The 25,937-nt window shown below is 41.5% G+C and carries 16 protein-coding genes; 6 read left to right on the forward strand and 10 right to left on the reverse strand.

The genetic code is table 11. The features are described from left to right. Position 1 precedes the first annotated feature (1 nt). Positions 2 to 733: a class I SAM-dependent methyltransferase gene (locus CHU92_RS14035; protein ID WP_094416644.1), complete on the reverse strand. Its 732-nt coding sequence runs from the start codon at positions 731 to 733 to the stop codon at positions 2 to 4. 75 nt (positions 734 to 808) lie between these two features. Between CHU92_RS14035 and CHU92_RS14040 the strand changes: the two genes are divergently transcribed. Together CHU92_RS14040 and CHU92_RS14045 are read left to right on the forward strand one after the other, a co-directional pair. Further along, positions 809 to 1,303, forward strand: a complete 495-nt coding sequence (locus CHU92_RS14040) for a YkgJ family cysteine cluster protein (protein WP_094416646.1) — start codon at positions 809 to 811, stop codon at positions 1,301 to 1,303. Positions 1,304 to 1,633: 330 nt separating this feature from the next. Then, the gene (locus tag CHU92_RS14045; RefSeq protein ID WP_094416648.1) at positions 1,634 to 6,844 is read left to right on the forward strand and encodes a histidine kinase dimerization/phosphoacceptor domain -containing protein; all 5,211 of its coding nucleotides are present in this window, start codon (positions 1,634 to 1,636) and stop codon (positions 6,842 to 6,844) included. Positions 6,845 to 7,673: 829 nt separating this feature from the next. On the opposite strand, the gene tsf is transcribed toward CHU92_RS14045, so the two are convergent. The 9 genes from tsf to CHU92_RS14095 all read right to left on the reverse strand — a co-directional run bounded on the left by tsf (position 7,674) and on the right by CHU92_RS14095 (position 19,863). Then, entirely contained in the window at positions 7,674 to 8,498 is an 825-nt protein-coding gene (tsf, locus tag CHU92_RS14055; RefSeq protein WP_094416652.1) for a translation elongation factor Ts, read from the reverse strand. A 99-nt stretch (positions 8,499 to 8,597) separates the two neighbouring features. After that, complete coding sequence (gene rpsB, locus CHU92_RS14060) at positions 8,598 to 9,374, reverse strand: 30S ribosomal protein S2 (RefSeq protein ID WP_094416654.1); 777 nt, start codon at positions 9,372 to 9,374, stop codon at positions 8,598 to 8,600. Positions 9,375 to 9,552: 178 nt separating this feature from the next. Then, positions 9,553 to 9,939: a 30S ribosomal protein S9 gene (gene rpsI, locus CHU92_RS14065; RefSeq protein WP_094416656.1), complete on the reverse strand. Its 387-nt coding sequence runs from the start codon at positions 9,937 to 9,939 to the stop codon at positions 9,553 to 9,555. Continuing rightward, the gene (gene rplM / locus CHU92_RS14070) at positions 9,939 to 10,394 is read right to left on the reverse strand and encodes a 50S ribosomal protein L13 (RefSeq protein WP_094416658.1); all 456 of its coding nucleotides are present in this window, start codon (positions 10,392 to 10,394) and stop codon (positions 9,939 to 9,941) included. The genes rpsI and rplM overlap by 1 nt, the downstream gene beginning before the upstream one ends. A 181-nt stretch (positions 10,395 to 10,575) precedes the next feature. Continuing rightward, positions 10,576 to 11,070 carry a hypothetical protein gene (locus tag CHU92_RS14075; protein WP_094416660.1) on the reverse strand — a complete coding sequence of 165 codons (495 nt, stop codon included), beginning with the start codon at positions 11,068 to 11,070 and terminating at the stop codon, positions 10,576 to 10,578. Between the two features lie 112 nt (positions 11,071 to 11,182). After that, positions 11,183 to 14,038, reverse strand: coding sequence for an alpha-amylase family glycosyl hydrolase (locus tag CHU92_RS14080; protein WP_094416662.1), 2,856 nt, complete (start codon positions 14,036 to 14,038; stop codon positions 11,183 to 11,185). Between the two features lie 54 nt (positions 14,039 to 14,092). Beyond that, positions 14,093 to 15,193, reverse strand: a complete 1,101-nt coding sequence (locus tag CHU92_RS14085; RefSeq protein ID WP_094416664.1) for a SusE domain-containing protein — start codon at positions 15,191 to 15,193, stop codon at positions 14,093 to 14,095. Positions 15,194 to 15,208: 15 nt separating this feature from the next. Further along, positions 15,209 to 16,762 (reverse strand): RagB/SusD family nutrient uptake outer membrane protein, encoded by a 1,554-nt coding sequence (locus CHU92_RS14090; RefSeq protein WP_094416666.1) that lies wholly within the window; start codon positions 16,760 to 16,762, stop codon positions 15,209 to 15,211. A gap of 11 nt (positions 16,763 to 16,773) precedes the next feature. Further along, entirely contained in the window at positions 16,774 to 19,863 is a 3,090-nt protein-coding gene (locus tag CHU92_RS14095) for a SusC/RagA family TonB-linked outer membrane protein (RefSeq protein WP_165764671.1), read from the reverse strand. A 236-nt stretch (positions 19,864 to 20,099) separates the two neighbouring features. Between CHU92_RS14095 and CHU92_RS14100 the strand changes: the two genes are divergently transcribed. The 4 genes from CHU92_RS14100 to CHU92_RS14115 all read left to right on the forward strand — a co-directional run bounded on the left by CHU92_RS14100 (position 20,100) and on the right by CHU92_RS14115 (position 25,866). Then, positions 20,100 to 21,122: a LacI family DNA-binding transcriptional regulator gene (locus CHU92_RS14100; protein WP_094416670.1), complete on the forward strand. Its 1,023-nt coding sequence runs from the start codon at positions 20,100 to 20,102 to the stop codon at positions 21,120 to 21,122. 202 nt (positions 21,123 to 21,324) lie between these two features. Further along, positions 21,325 to 22,890 carry an MFS transporter gene (locus CHU92_RS14105; protein ID WP_094416672.1) on the forward strand — a complete coding sequence of 522 codons (1,566 nt, stop codon included), beginning with the start codon at positions 21,325 to 21,327 and terminating at the stop codon, positions 22,888 to 22,890. Positions 22,891 to 22,898: 8 nt separating this feature from the next. Then, the gene (gene pgmB, locus CHU92_RS14110) at positions 22,899 to 23,555 is read left to right on the forward strand and encodes a beta-phosphoglucomutase (RefSeq protein WP_094416674.1); all 657 of its coding nucleotides are present in this window, start codon (positions 22,899 to 22,901) and stop codon (positions 23,553 to 23,555) included. Position 23,556: 1 nt separating this feature from the next. After that, positions 23,557 to 25,866, forward strand: coding sequence for a glycoside hydrolase family 65 protein (locus tag CHU92_RS14115; protein ID WP_094416676.1), 2,310 nt, complete (start codon positions 23,557 to 23,559; stop codon positions 25,864 to 25,866). Positions 25,867 to 25,937 lie beyond the last annotated feature (71 nt).

Consider the following 25,937-nt stretch of genomic DNA (forward strand, 5'->3'; position numbering starts at 1 on the left):
TTTACCGCCTTCCCGGTTTTGGCGGGCCGGGGGTTAAACGCGCCAGGTAATCATAATGTTCTCCTTCCTTTACCAGTCCGCATTGTAAGCCACTGGCATGTGCCGCATTCTGCAGGGTGTTATAGTCAACATACATCCACTCAAAAGACGCTTCTTTTTCCCCTTTATAAGTAATAGTAAACGTCACCTCGCCATAATAATTTTGATTGGTAGGTATCCACCTGCCGCCATCTTCATCTTCATCAAACATATATATTATATCAGAAGAATCAAGCAATATCTGCCCCCTTTCATTAAGCAGCGACTTGAGCTTTTGTAAAAAGGGCGTAATCTTATTTAACCTCCCGCACATACCGGCGCCGTTCATGAGCAGTAATATAGTGTCGAACTTTTCATCTTTAAGTTGCATCACATTTATATTTCGTACATCGTTCAAGCCTCTTAGCTTACAGGCTTTAGTGGCATTGGCCGATATATCTATGGCAGTAACATCAAGGTTCCGCTCCTTCTGCAGGTACAGGCTGTGGCTTCCGGCGCCGCAGCCAACATCAAGCACGCGTCCGCTGGCCAGTTGCATTGCTTTTTGTTCCAGTAGCGGCATGTCATTAAAATCGCGGAACAGGTACGCCACGCTCATTTCATCTTCTTCAGATATTGACGTTGCTGTAATCAGGTTTTCAGGCGCATTATTGGTTTGGTAATCAAGAATGGCTTTGCCGAAGAGGTCTTTCATTAAATTTTTAGTTTCAGGTTACAGGCCCAGGTTTTAAAGTTAGTACCTTTGCAGGTACAATATGAAACCTGAAACGTGGAACAGATTGTAAGTAATATTCAAAAGTTAGCCAAAGATAAGCATAATGAAAACAAGAAGTTTTTTGACAAGCTTAAAAAGAAAGCCCCAAAGAACCTTGATTATGTAATGCAGGAGCTGCATGACAGTGAGTTTAAGCGTACGGACTGCCTTGCGTGTGCCAACTGCTGCAAAACAACCGGCCCCCTGTTTACCCTTGCCGATATTGAACGGATAGCCAAGCACCTGAGGCTTAAGCCACAGCAGTTTATTGAGCGGTATCTTCGCATTGATGAAGACAATGACTATGTATTGCAAAGCGTACCCTGCACATTTTTAGATAGTGAAAATTATTGCATGATATATGATGTACGCCCTAAGGCCTGCCGCGAATTTCCGCACACTGACAGGAAAAAATTTCAGCAGATAGCTTCGCTAACCCTGAAAAATGTTGCTATTTGCCCTGCTGCTTATAATATTGTTGAAGAAATGAAGAAAAGGATAGCTTTATGAAAATATACCGGTCAAAAGTAGATTTGTGGCTTGTACTTCTTGTTCTTTGCCCATTGGCATATGCTTTATTTACGAGTGTGAAAGAAAACAAAACAGAAGTGTTATATATTGAAGTGGTTTAAACTTATTTGTTAAATAAAAAAGGGTTGACGAAATTTGTGTTGCAAAACATAATTATTTCAAAATCAACCCTTATGTACAGTGTACTTGACAAAGATATAATAAAAANGATGCCAAAATGATAATTGAATAATAAAAAATATTTAATATTTCATTAACAGTATATTTTTTTTCATTAATTTGCGTGGATACTTAAACTAAATCTTAATTATGAAAAAAATTACGCTTTCCCTGGCCGGGTTATTAATATCCTGCCTTGGTTTTGCACAGGTGGGCATTGTGCAAAACTTCCCAACAACAACCCTGCCCACGGGCTGGACAAGCCCCGCTGGTTTTTTAAGTACCACACAGGCTTGCGCCAGTGCCTCGTGGCGCGTTAATATCTACGATTTTCTTACTGAAAGTTCACTGACTACGCCTACACAGGTTTCAAACGGGTCAGACCTTACAATTTCTTTTGATTATAAAATTGTTAACTGGTCCGCCCCTACAGTAGCAACAAATCCTTATAACGGAACTATTACGACAGAAATTTCTCTGGATGGAGGTGACTCTTGGGGAGTTTCGGCCGGAGTAATTAACAACAGTAATCACGTTGTAGCCAACACATGTGCGACTGTTACTTATGTTGTTCCTGGTGCAGAAGTACCCGCAGGATCTAATGTACGCATACGTTGGAGGTGTAACTTCGGTACGTCAGGTGACTACTATGTTTACATTGATAATATTTCTGCAACACAGCCAAGTACAACTCCACCGGCGTGTACTACATTATCAAGCCCTGCTGACGGAGCACAAAACGTAACATCACCTGTCCTTACATGGGCTGACCAGGGCGGCCTGCCAACAGGCTACCGCCTAACTATTGGCACAACGCCTACAGGCACACAAATACTCAACAATGTAGATGTTGGCAACGTTACAACCTATAATTTAGGTTCACTGCTTTCAGGGACAACCTATTATGTTACCATAAAACCATATAATGCTAACGGTGAAGCTACAGGATGTGTTTCTACATCTTTTTCAACCTGTAGCGCTGGAACTGTACCTTTCCTTGAAGTTTTTGATGTAGCTAACCCTACATGCTGGACAAGGGGAACAGGCGGCACGCCAGCTACAGGGCCTGCTAATTTTGTGGCAACCAATACATGGGTAGCTGACGGGTTTGCAAATAACGGAACAACCGGGGCCATAAAAAATAATATCTACCAGGCAATAAGGAATGACTGGTTTATAAGCCCGGCGATTGCAATACCCACTAATGGATATGAACTAAGGTTTGACGCAGCGGCAACACAGTTTGCTGCTACAACAGCACCTACTACACCTTGGGAACTGGATGACTTTATACAAGTATTAGTACAAGTTGAAGGTACAACTGCATGGCAGGAAGTTTATATATTTAATAGTAACAACCAACCTTCAGCTTCAGGTACGCCCTACATAATACCTCTTTCAGCTTACTCAGGACAAACCATCAAAGTAGCTTTCCGTGCTTTTGAGGGAACACAGGACGGGGTTGCGGATATTGATTTCTCAATTGATAACTTTGAAATTAGTCCTGTACCATCAACAGCGCCAAACTGTACATCTGTGACAACACCCACAGACGGCGCACAAAATGTAGTATCATCATTAATTACATGGGCAGGCGCAACAGGTTCGCCAACAGGCTATCGCTTAACTGTTGGCACTACACCTACAGGCACTCAGATATTAAATAATTTTGATGTTGGAAATACCACTACTTATAATATCGGCGCGTTACTATCCGGAACGACTTATTATGTAACGGTTATCCCTTATAATGCTTCAGGTAACGCCACAGGCTGTTTAACTTCTACTTTTAGTACCTGCGGCGCACTTTCTGTCCCACTTCTTGAACCTTTTGATGTAGCAAGCCCTGAATGCTGGACAAGAGGGAATGGCGGAGATCCTGCTACAGGACCAACCAGCCAGGTAACAACAAATACATGGGTAGCTGACGGTTACGCTAATGTGGGTACAACCGGATCCTTAAGAATAAATATAGATGGCGCTTCAAAAAATGCATGGGTTATTTCACCAGCTATCAGTATCCCAACTAATGGTTATGAACTACGTTTTAATGCCGCTGCAACACAGGCATTTGGCACCGGAACGCCAACAACGCCATGGGAGGCTGATGATTTTGTACAGGTACTGGTACAGGTTGAAGGTACAACAACATGGCAACAACTGTTACTATTCAACAATACAAACGTGCCTCCTGCTGCCGGAATTGCATATAACGCAAGCCTTGCAGCTTACTCAGGACAAAATATCAGGATAGCATTCCGAGGATTTGAAGGAACAGCTAACGGGGCTGCTTCTATAGACTTTTTTGTAGATAATTTTGAAGTTACAGAAACGCAAAATATTGCTCCGGAATGTACCAGCCTTACAATACCTGCTGATGGTGCACAAAACGTACAATCATCACTTATAACATGGGGTGGTGCTACAGGATTCCCTACGGGCTATAGGCTAACAATCGGAACTACACCTACGGGCTCTCAAATCTTAAATAATGTTGATGTAGGCAATGTAACATCTTATAATCTTGGTTTTCTTTTGTCTGGTACTACTTATTATGTGACTGTAACTCCATATAATGCTACAGGTGCCGCTACAGGATGTACTACATCATCTTTCTCAACCTGTAATTCACTCACAGCTCCGCTACTGGAAGACTTTACAGCAGCAACCCCGGAATGCTGGTCGAGAGGTACAGGTGGTAACACAACTACCGGACCTGCTAATTTTGCTGCTTTTAACTCATGGTATAATGATGGATTTGCCAATGTAGGCACTACCGGGGCCCCAACAATCAATATCTGGCAGGCTACAAGGAATGACTGGTTCATATCTCCGGCTATAAGCATACCTGCTACAGGTTATGAACTTAAATTTGATGCAGCTGCCAATCAGTACGGAAGTACTACNCAGATTGATAAAAAAAATTATACTATTCCCTCTATTACACCATTGGAAAGTTCAATTCCTTTGATTCAGTTTAATAACAATTTATTTTTTATTGATAAAAAAAACATATATATCATTCACAAAAAAGGTAAGATGATTTTTAATGCAGTAGATTCAGCATTTAAAAAATTTCTATTTCAGGCAGGAAAATATACATCTGTAAAGAATCTTTTTTTTATCGACAATCAAAATGCTTATTATTTTATACTACAAAATAGCTTATATAAGCTCAACTATGAAAATAATCGTATTACTTCTACTTTTTTATTCGATATGCCCGAGCAAAATATTATTCGAATACATTATAATCAAAAATATGGGTTTTATGTTCTCGTTAGCCTCAAGGGCCATGTATTGATTGTAAAGCCCACGCCATTTAATCACATTTTTTTTGATGATTATACAAAAGATATCAATTATAATGTAAAAAAAATTAACGATGACGAAATTTATAGTAACTGCGGATGGAGTTTTAACTTTAAAAATCATAAACTGATAGAATATAAACTAAAAAGTACAAATAATAGTTTTATACTTCCACTCAACAATAGTTACTATATTCAGCATTTCGGGAGTTTTATAAATATTTTGAACTCTAGTGATAAACTATTTAAGACGAATAAGTTAATAGATTTTGTGAGCTATACAGCTTCTTGCCATCACAAAGACAGAGTCTGGATTTGTAAAACCGATTTATTGAACAGCGTAAATTATATAGAAAATGAATCTTTGAAAAGAGATGATTTTGCTACCAATTACTTCAAAAATGAAAGTATTACGGGTATTTATAGTTTTAATAATGACTTATTTTTTACAGGTACAAAAGGGATTTATATCTATTCTCCAGAACAAAAAAAAATTAGTTCAGTTCAGGGATTAGGTAATGTTTATGTCAGAAATCTTATCAGGATAGATAATGAAAAATTTTGGGTATGCACCTATGGAAACGGCCTGTATCTTTTAAAAAAGTTAAAGCCTTATCATGTGCATGTTTCAAAACCAGATTATTTCGTGTCTTCGCATAGTGTAGAAGAAGATTCTCTGGGTAGAATTTGGGTTAGTAGTAATGAGGGCTTGTTCATGGCCTATAAAAGCAGGGTAATAACTACTACTTTACAAGGAAAAACAAATGAGTTTTTTCGGTTTACAGTTGATGACGGGTTGCTGACCAATGAATTTAACGGAGGGTCAACATCCCCATCGGTAAACATGAATAAGAAAATCATCGGATTTCCCGGCATGAATGGTTTTGTATGGTTTTATCCGGGACAAATCAGGGCAAATCCATTTGATAAGGAAATCATTGTTACGGCTGTTAGATCGGAAGATAAACTTATTTCCCCTAAAAACGATAGTTACTATATTTCAAAAAATGCTGATCAAATCATTTTAAATTTTGATTATGCGTATCATGAGAATCAGGTAAATCTGGCAGTTAGCTACAAACTGGATGGAAAAGAGGTGTGGAATAAAGCAGAAAATAAACAAATACAGTTTTCTAGGCCGGGTTCTGGCGGTAAACATTTAATAATTCGTATCCATACCAAAGGAGTATCCTCCAAAGCAGATGTATATAAAAAAATAACATTTTACTTCGAGCCTAAATTTTATGAACTGCCTTGGTTTTGGGTTGGCATATTTTTATTACTTCTTTTGATTTTGTTTGTTTCCTTCAAAATTGGTTTGAAAATCAATAAAAAGAAGGCACTTTTTTTTCAAAAAAAAGTTTTAGAAAAAACACAGGAATTGAATGAAAAAAACCTGCAGTTGGAGAAATCAAGAAATAAACTGCTTGATTCCTTAACAGAAAAAGAAATTCTGCTAAAAGAAATCCACCATCGCGTTAAAAATAATTTGCAGTTGGTAATCAGTATTTTAAGCATACAGGCCCGGAAAGGAAATTTTGACTCTATTGATGAATTTATCCAAAAGGCTCAGAACCGCATCACATCAATGTCTATTATTCATGAAATTTTATACAAAAGTGATTCACTTTCAAGTGTAGATTTCGCCTCATACCTCGAAATTTTGACGAACACGGTGAAAGACAGCTATCACTCAGAAGAATCTAATATAAATATTCAGTATGATATAGAGCCTCACGTCAATTTCCATTTATCTACTTCTATTTCCATGGGGCTTATTGTGAATGAACTTCTTACCAATGCTTTTAAACATGCTTTTAAAACAATTAAAGACTCTCCCACAATCTGGATCCGTTTAAGACAAATTGCGCCAGCTAAATATATGCTTGAACTCAAAGACAACGGGATTGGTTATAGTATCCAGCAATTCAGGAACAAATCATTTGGCCTTCAACTGATACAAATATTAGTCAGCCAGCTACAGGGGCATTTTGAGGTTGTCCGGGATGCTGACACTACGAGCCGTGTCATCTTTCACGATTTGGAATAATACCAGCCTGTATCCGCCCCTGAAGTTGTTGGTATAGTTTAAGTAATTTCCACGGTTTTAAGAAATTTATCCTATTTCTTAAATAAAAATGTCAGGTTTTAGCATAACGGTTTAATTTTTAGAATATATTTCTAAGTCGTGATCTATATTTTTGATAAAACTAATCTGAAATTAAAAAATATGGTAAGCCACGAACTTCATATAGGGCCTTCAGGAGCCCCCGATTTTTATAATACAATTGGATTTGTGTTCAATGACCGCATTTACATTAATGCGTTCAAAAACAAAAAACCTTTTTGTCTGAAGAGTGTAAGGAGTTTCCGGCTTGTAAAAAGACGAACCTTTTCCTACAATTTGCGTTTTGCGGCAGCGTCTTTTTTTTTCTTTTTTTTAGCTTCTTTTTTATACTTTAAGAATCAAAATATAATGGTTTTAACAACGCCATTACTAGCAGGAATAGTATTATTTTTATTTGCTATTTTATATAGAAAATACTATTACAGTTTTTGTTTCAATTACAATGATATTAATATCCATATTCCAGTCCGTGAGTACGATAAGGAAGACGCTAAACAATTTCTTAAAATGGTGAAAATGAAGTTCCACAGGGATCAAAATAGCAGTAGATACTCTGAGCTTTTAAAAATTACATAGTACCCTGATTTCATTCAGAAGTTTTTTTATAAATGTATCTATTCAACGTGATTTACCTGTCACAAAGTTGAGGTTTTAATATCAGGATAATACGTATCATATTTTTAAATAATTTAATAAAAGAACCCGCAGCCTTCCGGCGCGGGTTCTTTTATTTAATACTAAGAGTTAATCCTTATGCAAGTGCAACCCTTTTAAAGCCTGTAACAGTTAGTGAAGCATCAACCGACTTAACATACTCGCTTACGCTAAGTTTGCTGTCTTTAATGTAATCCTGGTTTACAAGCGTGTTATCTTTAAAGAAACGGCCAAGCTTACCTTTTGCAATGTTGTCAAGCATCGCTTCAGGCTTGCCTTCCTGGCGAAGCTGGTCTTTGGCAATTTCTATTTCTTTTTCAATAACAGCAGCATCAACGCCTTCCTCATTAAGGGCAAGCGGTACCATAGCAGCAGCCTGCATCGCTACGTTGCGTGCGGCTTCCTCAGCGCCTTCAGCAGCGCCTGAAAGGCTTACAAGGGTAGCAATACGGTTACCCGCGTGGATGTATGAACCCACTAAAGCGCCTTCAATCCTTTCGAAAGAGCCTATCTCAATTTTCTCACCGATAACACCTGTCTGCTCAGTAAGTTTCTCTTCTACAGTAATACCGTTAAAAGGAGCAGCAAGAAACTCTTCTTTAGTAGTATAGTTAAGTGCCAACTGGGCAAGGTCGTTAGCCAGCTTAACGAAAGACTCATTTTTAGCAACAAAGTCAGTTTCGCAGTTTAGCGATATAACAACACCGGCGGTTTTATCAGCGTTTACAACAGCAATTACAGCACCTTCGCTTGACTCGCGGTCAGCCCTGTTGGCAGCCACTTTTTGACCTTTTTTACGAAGTATCTCAATTGCCTTGTCAAAATCACCTTCGGCTTCAACAAGCGCTTTTTTACAGTCCATCATACCGGCACCTGTAATTTGTCTTAATTTATTTACGTCTGCAGCAGTTATGTTTGCCATTTTTAGAAAAGTATTTTAAGGTTAAAGATAAAAGCCGTTATACTGATAATGCTACAAAAGTAAACATCCATCAGCACAACGGCTTTACTGTAATGTTAATTATTCTTCGGTAGCAGGAGTTTCAGCCTCAGCCTGTACAGGAGCTGTTTCCTGTGCAGGAGCTTCAGGAAGGTCTTCCTTGTCAGATTTCCTGTCAGCAAGGCCTTCAACAATAGCGCCTGTTACTAAAGAAAGGATTTTTTCTATTGATTTAGAAGCATCATCATTTGCAGGGATAACATAGTCAACCTGACGGGGGTCAGAGTTGGTGTCAACCATTGCGAAAACCGGAATGTTTAATTTTTGAGCTTCTTTTACTGCGATGTGTTCAGCCTTGATGTCTACTACGAACAATGCGGCAGGAAGCCTTGTCATGTCGGCAATAGAACCAAGGTTTTTCTCAAGCTTGGCACGAAGGCGGTCAACCTGAAGGCGCTCCTTCTTTGAAAGCGTATTAAATGTACCGTCTTTCTTCATTTTATCAATAGAAGCCATTTTCTTAACGGCTTTACGGATAGTAACGAAGTTGGTAAGCATACCGCCCGGCCACCTTTCGGTAATGTAAGGCATGTTAGCCGCGGTAGCTTTTTCAGCAACGATATCTTTAGCTTGTTTTTTAGTGGCAACAAATAATATTTTTCTGCCTGAAGCAGCAATTTTTTTAAGGGCATCGTTAGCCTCTTCAATTTTTGCTGCAGTTTTGTAAAGGTTTATGATATGGATGCCATTGCGCTCCATATAGATGTAAGGAGCCATGTTAGGATCCCATTTCCTGGTCATGTGCCCAAAATGAACACCAGCTTCCAGTAATTCTTTAACGTCTACTTTATTTGCCATTTTTGTAATAGTTTACGTTCTGTTGAGTAAGCAATGTTCAGGTGGCGGTTTCCCGGCCCTGCCCATTTAGATGCTAAACTAACCCCCGCCTCAACGGGGCAACAACAACTTGGGTTTTTTAAATTCAATAAATAATAATGAACGGTGCCGCCCTTTGAATAAGGCAGCCAACAGGATATTAACGCTTAGAGAACTGGAATCTCTTACGGGCTTTCTTCTGGCCGAATTTCTTACGCTCCACCATACGTGGGTCCCTTGTTAATAATCCTTCAGGTTTAAGGATGCCCCTGTTTTCGGCATCAACCTCGCACATAGCGCGGGCAATGGCCATACGTACAGCTTCAGCCTGTCCTGTAATACCACCTCCGTATACATTCACTTTTACGTCAAAGTTTTCTACGCTGTTTGTCATAGCAAGCGGCTGGCGCACTTTGTACTGTAATGTGGCAGTAGGGAAGTAAGTTTCTAAATCTCTTTTGTTAACCGTGATTTTACCGGTACCTTCTGTAAGGTAAACACGGGCAACAGCGGTTTTTCTTCTACCAATTTTGTGGATAGTTGCCATTACTTAAGATCGTTTAAATTAACGGTTTTAGGCGACTGCGCAGCATGCTTGTGCTCAGCACCTGTATATACATTTAAATTGCGGAATAGCTCAGCGCCCAGCTTGTTCTTAGGCAGCATTCCTTTTACAGCTTTTTCTACTAAAATGGCAGGGTTCTTAGCCATTACGTTCTTAGCAGACAAAGTCCTTTGTCCTCCAGGGTAGCCTGTGTGGCGTATGTAGGTTTTATCCTCCAGCTTGTTACCTGTAAGGTTGATTTTTTCTGCGTTGATAACAATCACGTTATCACCACAGTCCACGTGCGGTGTATAATTCGGCTTGTATTTGCCCCTTAAAAGCATCGCAACTTTTGAAGCAAAACGGCCCAAATTATGACCTTCAGCATCTACAACAACCCACTGTTTGTCAGCAGTAGCTTTGTTGGCTGAAACTGTCTTGTAGCTTAATGTGTTCACAATAAATTATTTTAATTAAACATTCCATCCCCAATAAAGGGAGTGCAAAAGTATAACTATTTATTGGAAATTCAAACAAGTAGAAAAATTATTCCTTTTCAGGATAATTTTATGGTGAAGTTCAGACAAAGATATATCGATAGAAATTACCACGGCACTTTGCAGGTATGTGAAAAGCCAACTACTTCAAAGGCCTGAGGGTATTACTATAGGTAATCATGAAGGGGTTGCCTTTGCGGCTTGTATCTTTCATCAGGTAAATGAATTTATGCTTTGCAGCTTCTTCAGCGCTTATTACAGCTTCATTCTTAGTAAAGTCATCAAACACCCGTGTATCGGCAGTGTTTTGTATACGTACCCTGCCTGCTATGCCGGTTTTAAGGTTTGAAATAAAATTACCGCTGTAAATTGTTTTTCCTGCTGTGCTTACCACCAGTTTTTCACCTTTGTAACCTTTAGTAAATATTATTACGGAATAACCTGCATCAACTGCCCGCAGCTCTTTCAGCAGGGCGGCTTTTTCAGCAGCGCTGGCAGCACGGAAATCATCACGGTACTGCACATCGGCAGCGGCTGTCTCTGTTATTGTTTCCACTTCACCAGGTGCAGCCGTTTTTTTGCTTTTGCACATGGCAAAGAACACAGCGGCCAGCAGTATCAAAAATATCTTCTTCATACAGTAAAGTTAAAACCCTGCTTTTTTACTGTAAATCATTTTAAGATATAAATAACAAAAGGCCCCCGTTTCCGGAGGCCTTGTACTTAACTAATAAACTAACTCAAAAATATTATTTTCTTATAAGTTTCAGCGTGCTTTCGCGGTTGTTACTGTCAGTTATCTTAACAAGGTATAACCCGGAAGAAAGATCACTCACATTATATACAGCGTAAGCTGCATTTGCGCCAAATGCTTTTACCATTTGCCCTGTAAGGGTATAGATTTCCACTTTTTCGGCAGCAACTGATACCGCAAACATTTCCGATGCGGGGTTAGGATACAGCACCGGCATTGTAGTTAATATTTCCTCAGGCGTACTAAGCGCTGCCTGGTTCCCGTATATCCTGAACTCACCCGGCTGCAGGTTTATTGGCGCTGTGGTGCTGGTAACACTGAATGTTGTATTATCCATAAGGTTATACCACATACCTGTATATGGGAAATCTGGAGTAATATTCTGTGCTGTTACATTAAAGTTAGCCAGTATTACTACGTTTTTAAGTTGTGATGCCGGAAGGCTGTTGTTGAATATATAGACACGCGGCAGTAATGTACCAGAGTTTATGGCATAATCACCTTCAAAAACCGGCTCATTCTTTTTCAGGTCAATCAGTTTCGCATAGGTATTATAAATCTGTAAACGCTGTGTATTGGCAAGCCAGTTTTCAGTCCACTGTGGCTGTGGCTTGGTATCAAGTTTACAATCTCCCGGAGTAGCATCACTTTCAAGGTTTACAGTGCCATTGTTGCATGTGAAGAGTGATTTTTCCCATCCGAGGGGGCCAAAGTGCCATACCATCTTAGGGCCTGGAATAGGGATGAGTATTGCTGCAAGCGCCGGCATACGGGACAGGGACACGCCAAGGTTCCTAACGTTATGCGCGGCATTTGAATTATTACCGAACTGCAGGTTTTTGTACATTATACGTTCCTCGTCATGGCTTTCCGCATAACCGATAAGCCTTGGTGCATTAAAACCCCTGCTTGCATGCCCTACACGGTTAAAATTTGCGGTAAAGCCCATTGTTAGTTCGTTGTACTCGTTGGTCATTTTACCCCAAAGCATTATACCTTTACCTTCATTGGTCCTGTAATTAGCCCACTGTTGTTCTTCAGAGTCTATACCAAGGTGTTCAAAAATTACGTAGTGGTCACCATCAAGGCTCCAGGAATAGTCAGCATATTCACGTAATACATCAACCCTGTCCTGCTGGTATGCATTCGTACAGGCATCATTACCCGCGGTACAGTTTTGGGTAAACCCTTTGGTAAGATCCCAGCGGAAACCATCTATTTTATATTCCTGTATCCAGTGCTTGATTACCCTTTTTACATAATTTTTCGTCCTTGCCTGCTGATGGTTAAAATCGGAACCTACGCTGTAGCTGTGCCTCGCCACTGTATTAAAATAAGGGTTTTCGGCATTAGGATCGCCCCATCCGTCGTTGTCAGGGTCAGTCATCCACATACGTACCATTGGATTCCTGCCGAAAGCATGGTTAAGCGCTACGTCAAGTATAACAGCAATGCCATTTTGGTGGCACAGGTCAACAAACTCTTTGAATTTAGCAGAAGTACCGTAGAACTTGTCCAGGGCTAAATGGAAAGAAGTATTGTAGCCCCAGCTTTCATTTCCTTCAAATTCCATTACAGGCATCAGCTGTATCGCGTTCACCTTAAGGTTCTTAAAATAGTCTATTTTATCAATAAGATCCTGATAGTTACGGTCAGCATCAAAATCCCTTACCAGTGCTTCATAAATGACGAGATCTTCCTTTTTTGGTTTTTGGAAGTTGGTTACCTGCCAGTTGTAAGGAGTCTGTCCTGTTTGCAGTACTGTTACTTCGCGTTCCTGGCCCGCAGGGTAAGCAGGCAGGTTAGGATACGTTGAAGCCGGGATAAACGGATCATCGAAAGGTGAAAGCACCAGTGTTGAGTAAGGGTCTGCGGTCTTTACCAAAGCTGGTGAGTTAGTAAAAGGTGTCTGGTCTACTACCCAGTATTGGTAGGTATATACCTGGCCTGGGGTAAGGCCTGTAAGCTCAAGCCAGAATTTGCCTGTGGCGGCGTCTTTTCTCATGGCAAATGCCGAAGATGGTTGCCAATTGTTAAAGCTTCCGGCCACATATACATAGTCTTTTCCCGGCGCATCGAGTACCAGTGTGGCACGGGTAGCATCAGCATTATTATAATTAATACCGTCTTCAACGCCTGCCGGAAGGCTTGCCGTTACGGTACCCGGATTTACAATAACCGAAAAATTACGGGTTAGCGTATTACTCCCCTGGGTAACAACCAGGCTGTAATTTGTATTTACAGTTATATTAGTGTTCGTAAAAGAATAGCTTGATGTATTTGCTGCGGTATTAATACTTGTACCATTAGCAAACAGGTTATAATTTGCCGGCCCCCCTGTATTAGTTGCCGTGATTGCGAGGTTTCCTCCTGAATTCAGGATAGTGGTACTATTTTGTGCAGGGGCCGTAAGGTTTACCTGGAATAATCCTACATTGACGAGTATGTCCTGCGATTTTTTATCTCCGGTACCGTTTTTAGCCTTTACAAGAAAGCCAATCCGGCCGATACCTGTGCGGTTATAAAAAGTTGTAGGCACAAATGTAATGGTATATGTATCATTACCTGAATTATAATTGAGCCTGTTAGCTTCGTTAGAATTTGTCCAGGTGCCGTTGGTAGGGCAATCCTGAATATTGGCAAAATTTTGGTCAAAAGACCATCCCCAAAGGTATAGCGCATTGCCGGTAACGCCCCACGTACTTTCATTAATGCTGTTACCATTAATGGTGATAGTAATAGGCTGGGTTTCCTCAAAAGTAGCCGGTGAAACGGAATAAGTAATTGTCTGCTGTTGCGCAAACAATAGATAATTACAAAGGAATATAAATAAACATGTGATTTTTTTCATAATATTTAAACTTTAAAAAGGGTTGTGATAATGTTCACAACCCTTTCATTTTTTTTATTGTGGTGTAATTGTATAACTGTAGTTACGCGGATTACTAAGGTCAAGGGTCACTGTGTACATACCTGTAGTAGCCACACCAATGTTAACGCCATCATACCTGAGTTTCCTCTCCGGATCATTTAATACATTATCGCCAAAATTATATGTCCACTGGTTGTTAGCCCTGAATTTGAAGCCATTATCCGGCGCAGCCTGAGCGGTAAGCATAAGGGTAACGCTCCATTTTTTGGTAGCAGGGTCATATGTCATAGGTGTGCTGTTGCCCCATCCGCCAGGAGTTGCATTACCAACAATACCCCACTCTGTTGGAATTACATTATACGTAAGCGCGTCAGTATTCGCTCTCACGAGGTAATAACCGGCACCGGAAACTTTAATGTTACTTTCACCTTCCTGAATTAAGTTTCCACTATTTCCGCTGGCATTGGCATCACCATAATCTCCTTCAAAATTTACAGCATTAGGTATAAGTTTGAATTCAGGGTTAGGGTTATTCATGTAAATAAAGCCTTCATACGATGGTGAACCGAAACCATCACCGGCAATGAAAGGAGGGTTTGTATTGTCACCCCAGTTGGGCCCGTAGCCGCTGTCACTAAGGAAGTTGCCCCTGATGTATAATTTCGGGTTTTCAGTAGTGTACGGTGTAACACTTATTGTAATTACATTAGATATCATTGGCATGTCAGCATTGTCGCCAAGTGTTGCAGTTACCCTTACATTAAGGTTGCCTGCTTCAAAAGGAGTTAAACCAGCTTCGAGTGCTGCTGCGTTGAGGTCTGCTACCGAAAGCACAAGGAAGCGGTTACTTGTTGTAGCGCCGGCCTGAGTAGGTTCTGCAAAGTTACTACCTGCGGTGGCTACTTCTACTTTATAGTCAATTTCTGTTGCTACATTATAGCCTGCGTGGTTCCATACAAATGTAATAGCCGGATTCGAAGCGAATTCGGGGTCAAGCACAATTGATGTGTTGTTTTCAGGAGCAATGAGCTGTGGTGCATTTGAAGGCGATGCTACAGTATTATCATCGTCTGAGCATGACATTACTGTCAAAAATAGTAATGTTATAAAAGTTAAGTTTAATTTTTTTTTCATGATATATAGTTTTAATTAAAAGCCTGGGTTTTGTGTTAAGTTAGGGTTTGCCTGAAGGGCACTTTGTGGAACCGGGAACAAGTTATATGTAGATGGAATAGAAACACCATTTTGGGCGCCGCCTTTCCATGGCCACAGGTAAGAAGATCCGGTAAATTTGCCGAAACGGATAAGATCTGTACGGCGGTGTCCTTCAAGGTTTAGTTCCCTTGCCCTTTCGTCAAGTATGAAATCAAGCGTCAATTCGCTGGCAGCTATAGTCGAAGCATTAGCCCTTGTGCGTATTTGGTTCACATACGTTAGCGCCTGTCCTTGGGACCCGCCTGTTGCACCCCTGAGTACACATTCTGCATACATCAGGTAAGCGTCAGCCAGCCTGAACAGCGGGAAGTCAGTACCTGAAAAACTTGTAGCTGTCGAAGTCCCGGAAAAGTTAGTATTCCTGAACTTGGTTGAAGGATAGCCGTCGGCCCACGCTTTATAATCGTTCATTTCATAGTTATGGCCTGTCCTCCAGAAAAGCGCACGTTTATCTGTAGTAGTGTTAAGATCCCCGTAAAGGCCATACCATGCTTTAGTGGCCCTGTGCCCGGTCCAAGAATCGGTAGTGCCAAAATTTTGCGGGATGTTAGTCATAGTTTCAGTACTTGTTGAACCATTAACAATATAGGTTGTGTTACCAAAACTCTGGCTTACAACAGGGTCGGCGATAAGAGGGAAAATAATCTCAGGAGAAGTATTATTATCACCTGAAAAATTCATCCTGAATTCCGAAGCCAATGTATAGCCCCCTTCATTGATTACTAAATTTATATTAGTAAGCGCTTCATTATATTTTTGCGTTCCTGTGTACACTCCAGCATTCATGTACAGTTTAGCAAGGAGCATGCGTGCTACAGATTTATTTGCCCTCCCGTAACCATTGGTTTGCGGTAAACCTTGAATCACTGCAAGTAACTCGCTCTCAACATAATTAAACAATTGTGTTCTTGTCGCTTCAGGAAGCGGGTCTGTACTACCATAGTTATTTTCGTTCACAATTACTCCTTTGCCAAAGCAGTCTATCAGGTAATAATACGCTAATGCCCTAATAAAGCGGAGTTCGCTGGTAATCTGTGCTTCATTGGATACATCTACATTCCTAAGAGCCAATATAATATTGGTAGTCTGGGGAATAACGTAGTAGGCCCTGTCATACAGGTAACGGAAGAACTTGTTGTTCTCGTCCCAGTTAGAGGTTGTGGTAAGCTGGTCAAGCCCGTCATCGCCCCATCGGTTCTTCATCCCGTCGGCCGTAAAGTCCTGCAGGTTTAATATATTCCTCAGGAAAGCCGTCTCACCCGGGTCAGGCCCGGTAATGTCTGAACTTCCGGGTCCATTAGGGCCTGAAAGGGCAAATGTACCATACATCTTTGAAAGAAGCCCTTCAATAGCCTGCGGATCCCGGGCAAGAAGGTTTTCAAGGGAAAGCTCCACCTTGGGTTCCGTATTAAGGTCTTCGGTACAGGAGGAGATACACAGCGCCAGCGCTGCAAATCCCACAATTAACTTTTTATTAAAATTTTTCATATCAATTTATTTTAGAAATCAAGATTCACACCAAAGGTATATTGCCTGGGTCTTGGGTAAAAGTTGGTGTCAATAGCATTAAAGTTTTCCGGATCGCGCCCTGAGTAGTTTGTAAGGATAAAGGCATTATTCACTGTTCCGTAAATACGTAATGAGGCAGATTTTATAAGTTCTTTAAACCTGTAGCCCACTGTTATGTTATCACACCTGAGGAAAGCAGCATTTTCAAGATAATAGTCTGAGAGCGGAATATTACCCTGTATAGTCTGGAATGCCGGGTCAGCAGCGCCACTGTAAAAGTTAAGGACGTTGTTAAGGCTGTTGGTATTATTAGGCCTTACCCTGTCTGTCCAGCCACCTGCAAGCTTTATGGCATTGTATACTTTGCCGTCAAGTTGTCCATGGAAATTAGCCGAGAAATCAAAGTTTTTATAGGTAAAATTAGTACCGAAACCAAATGTCCAGTTAGGGCGCAATGCCTGAAAATACCTATCATCATTTGTTATTACACCATCGCCGTTGCGGTCTTTATAAGCGCCAACAATAGGCCGGCCAGATGCATCATATAACTGCTCAAATACCCAAGCCGAATAGGGTTGTTGGCCAACAGCGTGCCTTGCAAGCCTGTTACCTGTACCAACAGGAAGCCCGGATTCGTCGGCGTCAATCACACTACCCCGGTTTAGTTTTGTTACTTCGCCTTCATTAAATGTAATGTTACCTAAAAATTCCAAGGTCATTTTATCATTATCTATTGGCTTTATGGATAGATCAACCTCTACACCTTTATTTGTAAGTTCACCAACGTTTTGTGTAATCTGGTTGGTTAGGTATTGCCCAGGTGGCACAGCCGAACGAACAAGCAGGTCTTTTGTGTCGCGCTGGTACACATCAATGCTACCTGATAAAAGCCCTTTATTAAAAAATGAAAAATCAATACCGGCATTATAAGTTGTAGTAACCTCCCATTTAAGTTGGTCGTTAAATGCGTTTGCGCTATAAGTACTTACACCCGGAAGGTATTGGCTGTTAGGGTTTCCGGGACTGTATAATGCGGTGGTTGGATAATAGCCCGCTATTGCTGTAATGTCCTGTTGGCCGGTTTGCCCAACACTCAGACGAAGTTTAAGGTCATTAACGGTTTTACTGTCTTTCAGGAAGCTTTCGTCAGTAACTCTCCAGGCAAGCGCAGCAGCAGGGAAATAACCCCATCTTTCTTCTTCCCTGAACAATGAGGATCCGTCTGCCCTTAATGTAAACGTTAAGAGGTACCTGTCAAGCAGGTCAACATTCACCCTTCCAAAATAAGATTGTAAGACAGTTTTGTTATAATACCTGTTGTTAGGGTTCTGGCTGTTAAAATTAATTTCCCGTTGTCCGGTTTGGGTATTATATTGATATTCTGTTTTAAAGCCATCGTTCACGAAACTTTGGTAGGCATGGCCCGCCTGAGCGTCTATTCTGGTAAGGAAGCCGCTGAATGTTTTGGTATAAGCCAGGTATGCGTCAAGGGTTCTGTTAGTAATGTGCTGTTCTTCCCTGAAGTTTACACCGGGATTGAAACGGAATGTACCTGTAGTATTATCAAGCCTGTAAGTGGCAAGTGCAAATTGCCCAAATTCTTCCCTGATTTTAGACCTCGAGGCTTCAACACCAAGGTTAAGTACCGCCCTTAGCTCCGGAAGGAAATGCATTTTATAATCGAATTGGACATTACCAATAAGTTTGTTTACCATTTCCGGCCTCTCTCTTTCTTGTAATAGGTTTACGGGGTTTATCTGTCCGTCTATTCTTGTGGGGTCAGCCTGGGTCACGTTTTGGTAGTAGCCGCCGAAGTTTCCATAAGTGCCTGATGTATAAACAGGTTTTGTAGGATCCATATTAAGGGCACCTCCTAACGCACCACCTTCATCAATCGCATTTTTTTCTGCCCAAAGACCTTTAGCGTTAACATCAATTTTCAGGTGGTTGTCAAATAATGTAGGCGTTAATTTAACCGTTGCACTGTAACGTTTGTAATCATTAGTCTTTACAAGCCCTTCATTTTCAGTATAACCAATTGAAGCGCGTGCTGGGAGTTTTCCAAAAAGATTAGCGCTGGCACTAAAATTGTGGTCTGTAAATACAGAGGTCCTTAATACCTGATCCTGCCAGTTGGTGTCAGATATTATCCTTCCCTCTACAGCCGGTGTGGTGGGATCATCTAATGTTCCTGTGCCGTCCGGTACACCAAGGTAATTAGGTAGGTTGTTAGTAGCATTATTGGGGTCAGAATGATATTCCTGAATAAACCTTACAAAGGTACTGCTGTCCATTACATCTATAATACCCCTTGCTTTTCCAATAGCTACACTGCCATTATAACTGAATTTAGGCGCTCCTGAAGAGCCTTTCTTAGTAGTAATGATGATAACACCGTTTGATGCCCTTGAACCATAAATAGCAGTCGCAGAGGCATCTTTTAAAATTGTAAAACTTTCAACATCGTTTGGATTTACCAATGATAATGGGTTAGCTACACCTGCGGGGTTAACAAAATCAATCGGCACACCGTCAATCACTATAAGCGGGTTATTCTGTGCCGAAAGTGAGCTGCCGCCACGTATCCTGATGTTTGGAGCAGCATCGGGCTGCCCGCCCGCGCTGGTAATCCTCACGCCAGGTGCCCGGCCAGTAAGAAGCTGGTCTGCTGTAGCAATGGCGCCTCGGTTAAACTTTTCTGAAGTAACTGCGGTTACAGATCCGGTAGCATCCTTTTTGGTAGTGGTACCATAACCGATAACTACTACTTCCTGAAGTTGCGTGGCGTCTTCACTAAGGCTGGCATTAACAGTAGCCTGCCCGTTGTATACCACAACAGCGTTGGAGTAGCCTATAAAGCTAAATACCAGCCGGTCTCCGTTTTTAACATTTGACAGTGTATAGTTACCGTCCATGTCTGTTGAAGTACCGTTGGTAGTGCCTTCAATGATTACATTTACTCCGGGTAAAGGCTCACCGGTTGCATTATCACGTACGGTACCTTTTACCGTACCCTGCGCCAGGGCAGTAAGAGGTAACATAAGCAATAAAAGTAAAAACTTTTGGTACATTGTTTTCATACAAGTTGTTTAGGTTAATTTTGCTTTTTTGGCGCTTATAAATCACTTCGCAATGTTAAAATTATGTAAATTGGCAGAAGAAAAAAACGTTTTCGTGTAAAGGTTGCCCCGAAAACGTTATCGTGTTGAAAACTTTCTGCATTTAACACAAATTCAGTAAGATAATTGCTATTAATAAAATTTACTTATATCTTTATTTCAATAATTTCACATTTAGCCCGATTTATAATTTCATAATGAAAAGAAAAGTTACTCTTAAACAAATCGCAAAGGAACTTGACGTGTCGATATCAACCGTTTCAAAATCCCTGCGCAACAGCCCTGAGATAAGTGAAGATACGCGCCAGAAAGTGCAGGCCTTTGCTAAACTTTATAACTACCGCCCAAACAACATCGCCCTCAGCCTCAAAAATAAAAAGACCAAGACCATAGGCATTATCATACCCGAAATAGTACACCATTTTTTTGCCACGGTAATAAGCGGTATTGAGCAGGTGGCCAATGAGTGTGGTTATAACGTGATTGTATGCCTGTCAGATGAGTCTTTTGATAAGGAAGTCATCAACATGGAGATGCTTGCCACAGGCAGTACTGACGGGTTTATCATGTCACTTTCCAAAGAAACACAGCAAAAAAAAGATTTCCACCATATACAGGAAGTAATAAACCAGGGTATGCCCGTAGTGCTTTTTGACAGGATTACCAATGATGTGCTTTGTGATAAGGTAATAATTGATGACCGGCGGGCCGCTTACGAGGCCGTAGAGTTTCTTATCAAAAAAGGGTTTAAAAAAATAGCGCTTGTTACAACTGTAGATTATGTGAGCGTTGGCAAGCTTCGCACTGACGGCTATACCAATGCGCTGCATGACCATGACCTGCCGCTTAATGATGACCTGGTAGTAAAAATTGAAGATATTGAAAATTGTGCCCTGAAAATTGAGGCAATGCTCCAGCAACAAAGGCCGGAAGCTATTTTTGCAGTTAATGAACTATTTGCTGTAACCTGTATCAAGCAGGCTACCAAAATGGGTATAAAAGTGCCTGAAGAACTTTCAATAATCGGGTTTACTGATGGTATTATATCACAATATTCATCCCCTTCAATCACTACAGTTAGCCAAAACGGAATAAAAATGGGCCGCAAAGCAGCTAAAATGCTTATCGAACGCCTTGAAATGGAGGAAGAAGACGAGCGGTACCGTACTGAGGTTATAGAAACCCACCTGGTGGAGCGCGAATCTACGCTATCGTTGTAGTTGTTGTTAATAATCTGTAATACAACATTTTATATTTTTTGTGGATTGCTCTGAATTTAAAATTTTTTCTCAAAAATAATTTCTGATTAAAAAAACCTTATATATTTGTCCTGATTATCAAAGCTTATACTTCACTTCGCACCCCTTAAGTTTTGATAAGCAGTAACGCGCTTATCGTAGTATAAACCATTAAATTACGATAATGGAAAAGCGTAAATTAGGTTTCTGGGAAATATGGAACATGAGTTTCGGTTTCCTGGGGATTCAAATGGGTTTTGCCCTTCAAAATGCCAATGTAAGCAGGATATTCCAGACATTAGGAGCTAAAATTGATGACATTCCCGCACTTTGGGTGGCGGCTCCGCTCACAGGGCTCATAGTACAGCCAATAATAGGATACTTCAGCGACCGTACCTGGACAAAACTAGGCAGGAGAAAACCATATTTCCTTGTAGGTGCCTTACTGGCATCAATAGCCCTTTTTATTATGCCTAACTCACCTGTGCTTTGGTTTGCAGCCGGCATGCTCTGGATACTGGACGCCTCTATTAATATCTCAATGGAGCCTTTCAGGGCTTTTGTTGGAGATGTGCTGCCAGACAGGCAGCGTACTACAGGCTTTGCCATGCAGAGTTTTTTTATAGGGCTTGGCGCATACGTGGCTTCTAAACTGCCTAATATCCTGACGCACTACAATGTCAGTAATGTGGCTCCGCCCGGAGAAATACCCGATTCGGTAAAGTTTTCATTTTATATTGGTGGCGCTGCATTTATAATATCTGTGCTGTGGACAATATTTACCACTAAAGAATATTCACCCGAAGAACTTGAAGCATTTGAAAAACACGAAGCCGAAAAGTATCAGAAAGAAGAGCGCCCTCTGTCATGGTTTCATGCTAATGGCAGGAAGCATCTTGTTTTGGGTTTGGCAGCTTTTATATTTGGGTTATTGTTCTCTTACGCTATTTATTGCTATGGCCTGAAAAAAGACCTTTATGTCCTTTCGCTCGGGCTTATTGGGACAGGAGGCCTTGCGCTTATCATTTCAGGGCTTTTCCAGAAAAAAGGCAGGTATTCCAACGGCTTTATAACCATAATGAACGATTTTCAGTTTATGCCGGGCGTTATGAAGCAGCTTGCGTTAGTACAGTTTTTTTCCTGGTTCGCTTTATTCTCTATGTGGATATATACTACGGGCGCAGTAACAGAGCATATTTACAAAACCACTGATACTACATCAGTTGAGTATAATACCGGTGCTAACCAGGTTGGAGAAATGTTTGCCAACTATAATCTGGTGGCAGCTATTGCGGCATTCCTGCTTCCTTTAATAGCACGGAAAACCAGCAGGAAGTTTACCCATTTCCTTGCACTACTGGCAGGAGGTTTCGGGCTTGCATCTATATTTTTCCTCGGTAACATGGGTATATTTAACCAGGAAATTTTCAGTATTGGCGCCTTTACCTTTTACATGTATGATTTTTCAATGATAGGTGTAGGTATAGCATGGGCAAGTATCCTTTCAATACCGTATGCAATGCTGTCGGGTTCATTACCTGCTTCAAAAATGGGCTATTACATGGGGGTGTTTAACTTTTTTATTGTAATACCCCAGCTTGTGGCAGCATCTATATTAGGCTTCCTGGTATCGTACTTTTTTAATAATGAGCCTGTATATGCCCTGCTTATTGGCGGTGGTTCAATGGTGCTTGCAGGCCTGATGTCGCTTACAGTAAATGACAGGGCAAAAATTGAAATCAAAGCATAAAAAATTTAATGAAAAAGAAAGCATTTATTTTCGACCTGGACGGGGTTATTGTTGACACGGCCAAATACCATTTTCTGGCATGGCAAAAAATAGCCGGCCGCCTCGGGATCGAATTTACACATGAGCACAATGAACAATTAAAGGGAGTGAGCCGCGTGCGTTCGCTCGACATCATCCTGGGGCTTGGCGGTGTTGAGGCCACCCGGGAAGACAAGGAAAAATGGCTGGCAGAAAAGAATGAGGATTACCTTAATTACATTGCCGCCATGAATGAAGAGGAGATACTGCAGGGAGTGGTGCCTGTGCTGCAGTTTTTAAAAGCACAAAACCAAAACATAGCATTGGGTTCGGCAAGCAAAAATGCCAGGCCAATACTGGAAAAAGTTAACATACTGCATTATTTTGATGCCGTTGTGGACGGAAATGATGTTACCAATGCCAAGCCCGACCCGGAAGTGTTCCTAAGGGCAGCGCAGCTGGTAGGGGCATCAGCCACAGATTCAGTGGTGTTTGAAGACTCAGTGGCCGGTGTTCAGGCAGCTAATATTGCAGGTATGACAAGCATTGGTATAGGCAGCCCTGCCATTTTAGGCGAGGCACACTATGTGTATACAGATTTTACAGAGATTACAACAGATTTTTTAAATAGATTGATTACGAATTAAAATGAACCAGGATTATATAGTACCGGATAATTGGTCGATAATAGAAGAAGGATTTGAAGCAGCAAGGGTTGAATCATCAGAAAGCTTGTTCAGCATTGGCAACGGCGCCATGGGCCAGCGCGCTAACTTTGAAGAGCGCTACAGCGGTAAAACCTTTCAGGGGAGTTACATAGGGGGTATATATTACCCTGATAAAACTAAAGTGGGCTGGTGGAAGAATGGCTACCCGGAATATTTTGCCAAGGTACTCAATGCCCCAAACTGGATAGGGATAGACATTGAGGTTAACGGCGAAAGCCTTGACCTGCATACGTGCCGTGAAATAAGGAACTTCCGCCGTGAGCTTAATATGAAGGAAGGCTGGTATAACCGCTCTTTTGAGGCCGTGTTGCAGAACGGTACCGAAGTAGCTGTTGACGTAACCCGTTTCCTGTCGTTGGAGGCAGACGAGCTTGGGGTTATCAACTATAAGGTGACTTCGATAAAAAGCGGAGCCACTATTTCATTTAAACCGTATGTTGACGGTGGTGTAAAAAACGAGGATGCCAATTGGGAAGAATCGTTTTGGGAACCGATAGAGGTGCAGCATTCAGGTAATGAAGGCTATGTGGTAGCCCGCACCTTTAAAACACATTTCAAGGTGGCGGCTTTTATGCACAACAGCATTTTGCTCAGCGGCAACGATCTTGGCCTTGAACCCGCAGGTACACAGGCTACTGAAAATAAAGTGCAGTTTACTTACACTGTTGAGGCAGGTATCGGCGAAACGGCATCTATAATTAAATTTGGCGGATATACAGTTTCGCTTAACCATGACGGCGATAAGCTTGTTGAGGCTGCCGGGAATGTAATTACAGCAGCAAAGGCTAAAGGCTATGAGGCCCTGCTTGAAGAGCAGAAACAGGCCTGGGCCAGTGTTTGGGAAATGGCTGACATTACTATTGAGGGCGATGTAAAAGCGCAACAGGGAATCCGTTTTAATATCTTCCAGCTGAACCAGACCTACCTGGGCAAAGACCCGAGGCTCAACATTGGCCCTAAAGGCTTCACCGGCGAAAAATACGGCGGCAGCACCTACTGGGATACCGAGGCTTACTGCATACCTTTTTACATGGCTACCAAAGACCAGCAGGTAGCCCGCAATCTTTTAACCTATCGTTATGACCAGTTAGGCAAAGCTATAGAAAATGCCGAAAAACTGGGCTTTGGCAACGGCGCTGCATTATATCCTATGGTTACTATGAACGGCGAGGAATGCCATAATGAGTGGGAGATAACCTTTGAGGAAATACACCGTAACGGGGCTATTGCCTTTGCCATATACAACTACTACCGCTATACCGGCGATTACAGCTACATTCCTGAAAAAGGGCTTGAGGTACTGATAGGTATAGCACGTTTCTGGCACCAGAGGGCTACATTCTCTACCAATAAGAACAAGTATGTTATATTAGGTGTAACCGGCCCTAACGAATACGAAAATAATATCAACAATAACTTTTATACCAACTATATTGCCAGGTGGTGTATCAACTACACCGTTGAGCAGATAGGCAGGGTTAAAGAGGAATACGCAGACGACCATAACCGGATTATGGATAAGGTAAGGCTTTCGGAAGCGGAGATCAGGGACTGGAGAGAGGTGGCGGATAATATGTATTTACCCTATTCTGAAGAGCACGGGGTGTACCTGCAGCAGGATGGTTTCCTGGATAAGGAGCTGATACCCGTAAGCCAGCTTGATAAAAGCCAGCGCCCTATAAACCAAAAATGGAGCTGGGACAGGATTTTACGCTCCTGCTACATTAAGCAGGCTGATGTATTACAGGGCTTTTACTTTTTTGAAGACCATTTCACAAGGGAAGAGCTACAGAAGCATTTTGATTTTTATGAGCCGCTTACGGTACATGAAAGCAGCCTGTCGCCGTGTGTGCATTCCATACAGGCCGCTGTGCTTGGCCGCATGGAACAGGCCTATACGTTTTATTTAAGGACATCGCGCCTTGACCTTGATGATTATAACAAGGAAGTGAAAGAAGGGCTGCACATAACCAGTATGGCCGGTACATGGATGAGCATTGTAGAGGGCTTTGGCGGCATGCGTGTAAAGTATGACACCCTGCATTTTGAGCCGAGGATACCGGAGCAATGGAAAGGCTACAGCTTCAAGATCAACTTCCGTAATCAGGTACTGAAAGTTTCGGTGCTGCCCGGTGAAACGGAGTTTACCCTTGAAGGAGATAAGGAACTGACAGTATATGTTAACGGCAAACCTGTACAGGTAGAGCCCAATACACTGGTAACGGTTTAAATAAACCAGCCACGAATTACATGAAATATGCTAATTAATTTCTGTTATTCGTGTCATTCGTGGCAAAACAA

This window comes from Flavobacterium cyanobacteriorum (genome assembly GCF_002251835.1).
Taxonomy (GTDB): Bacteria; Bacteroidota; Bacteroidia; order Flavobacteriales; family Flavobacteriaceae; genus Flavobacterium; species Flavobacterium cyanobacteriorum.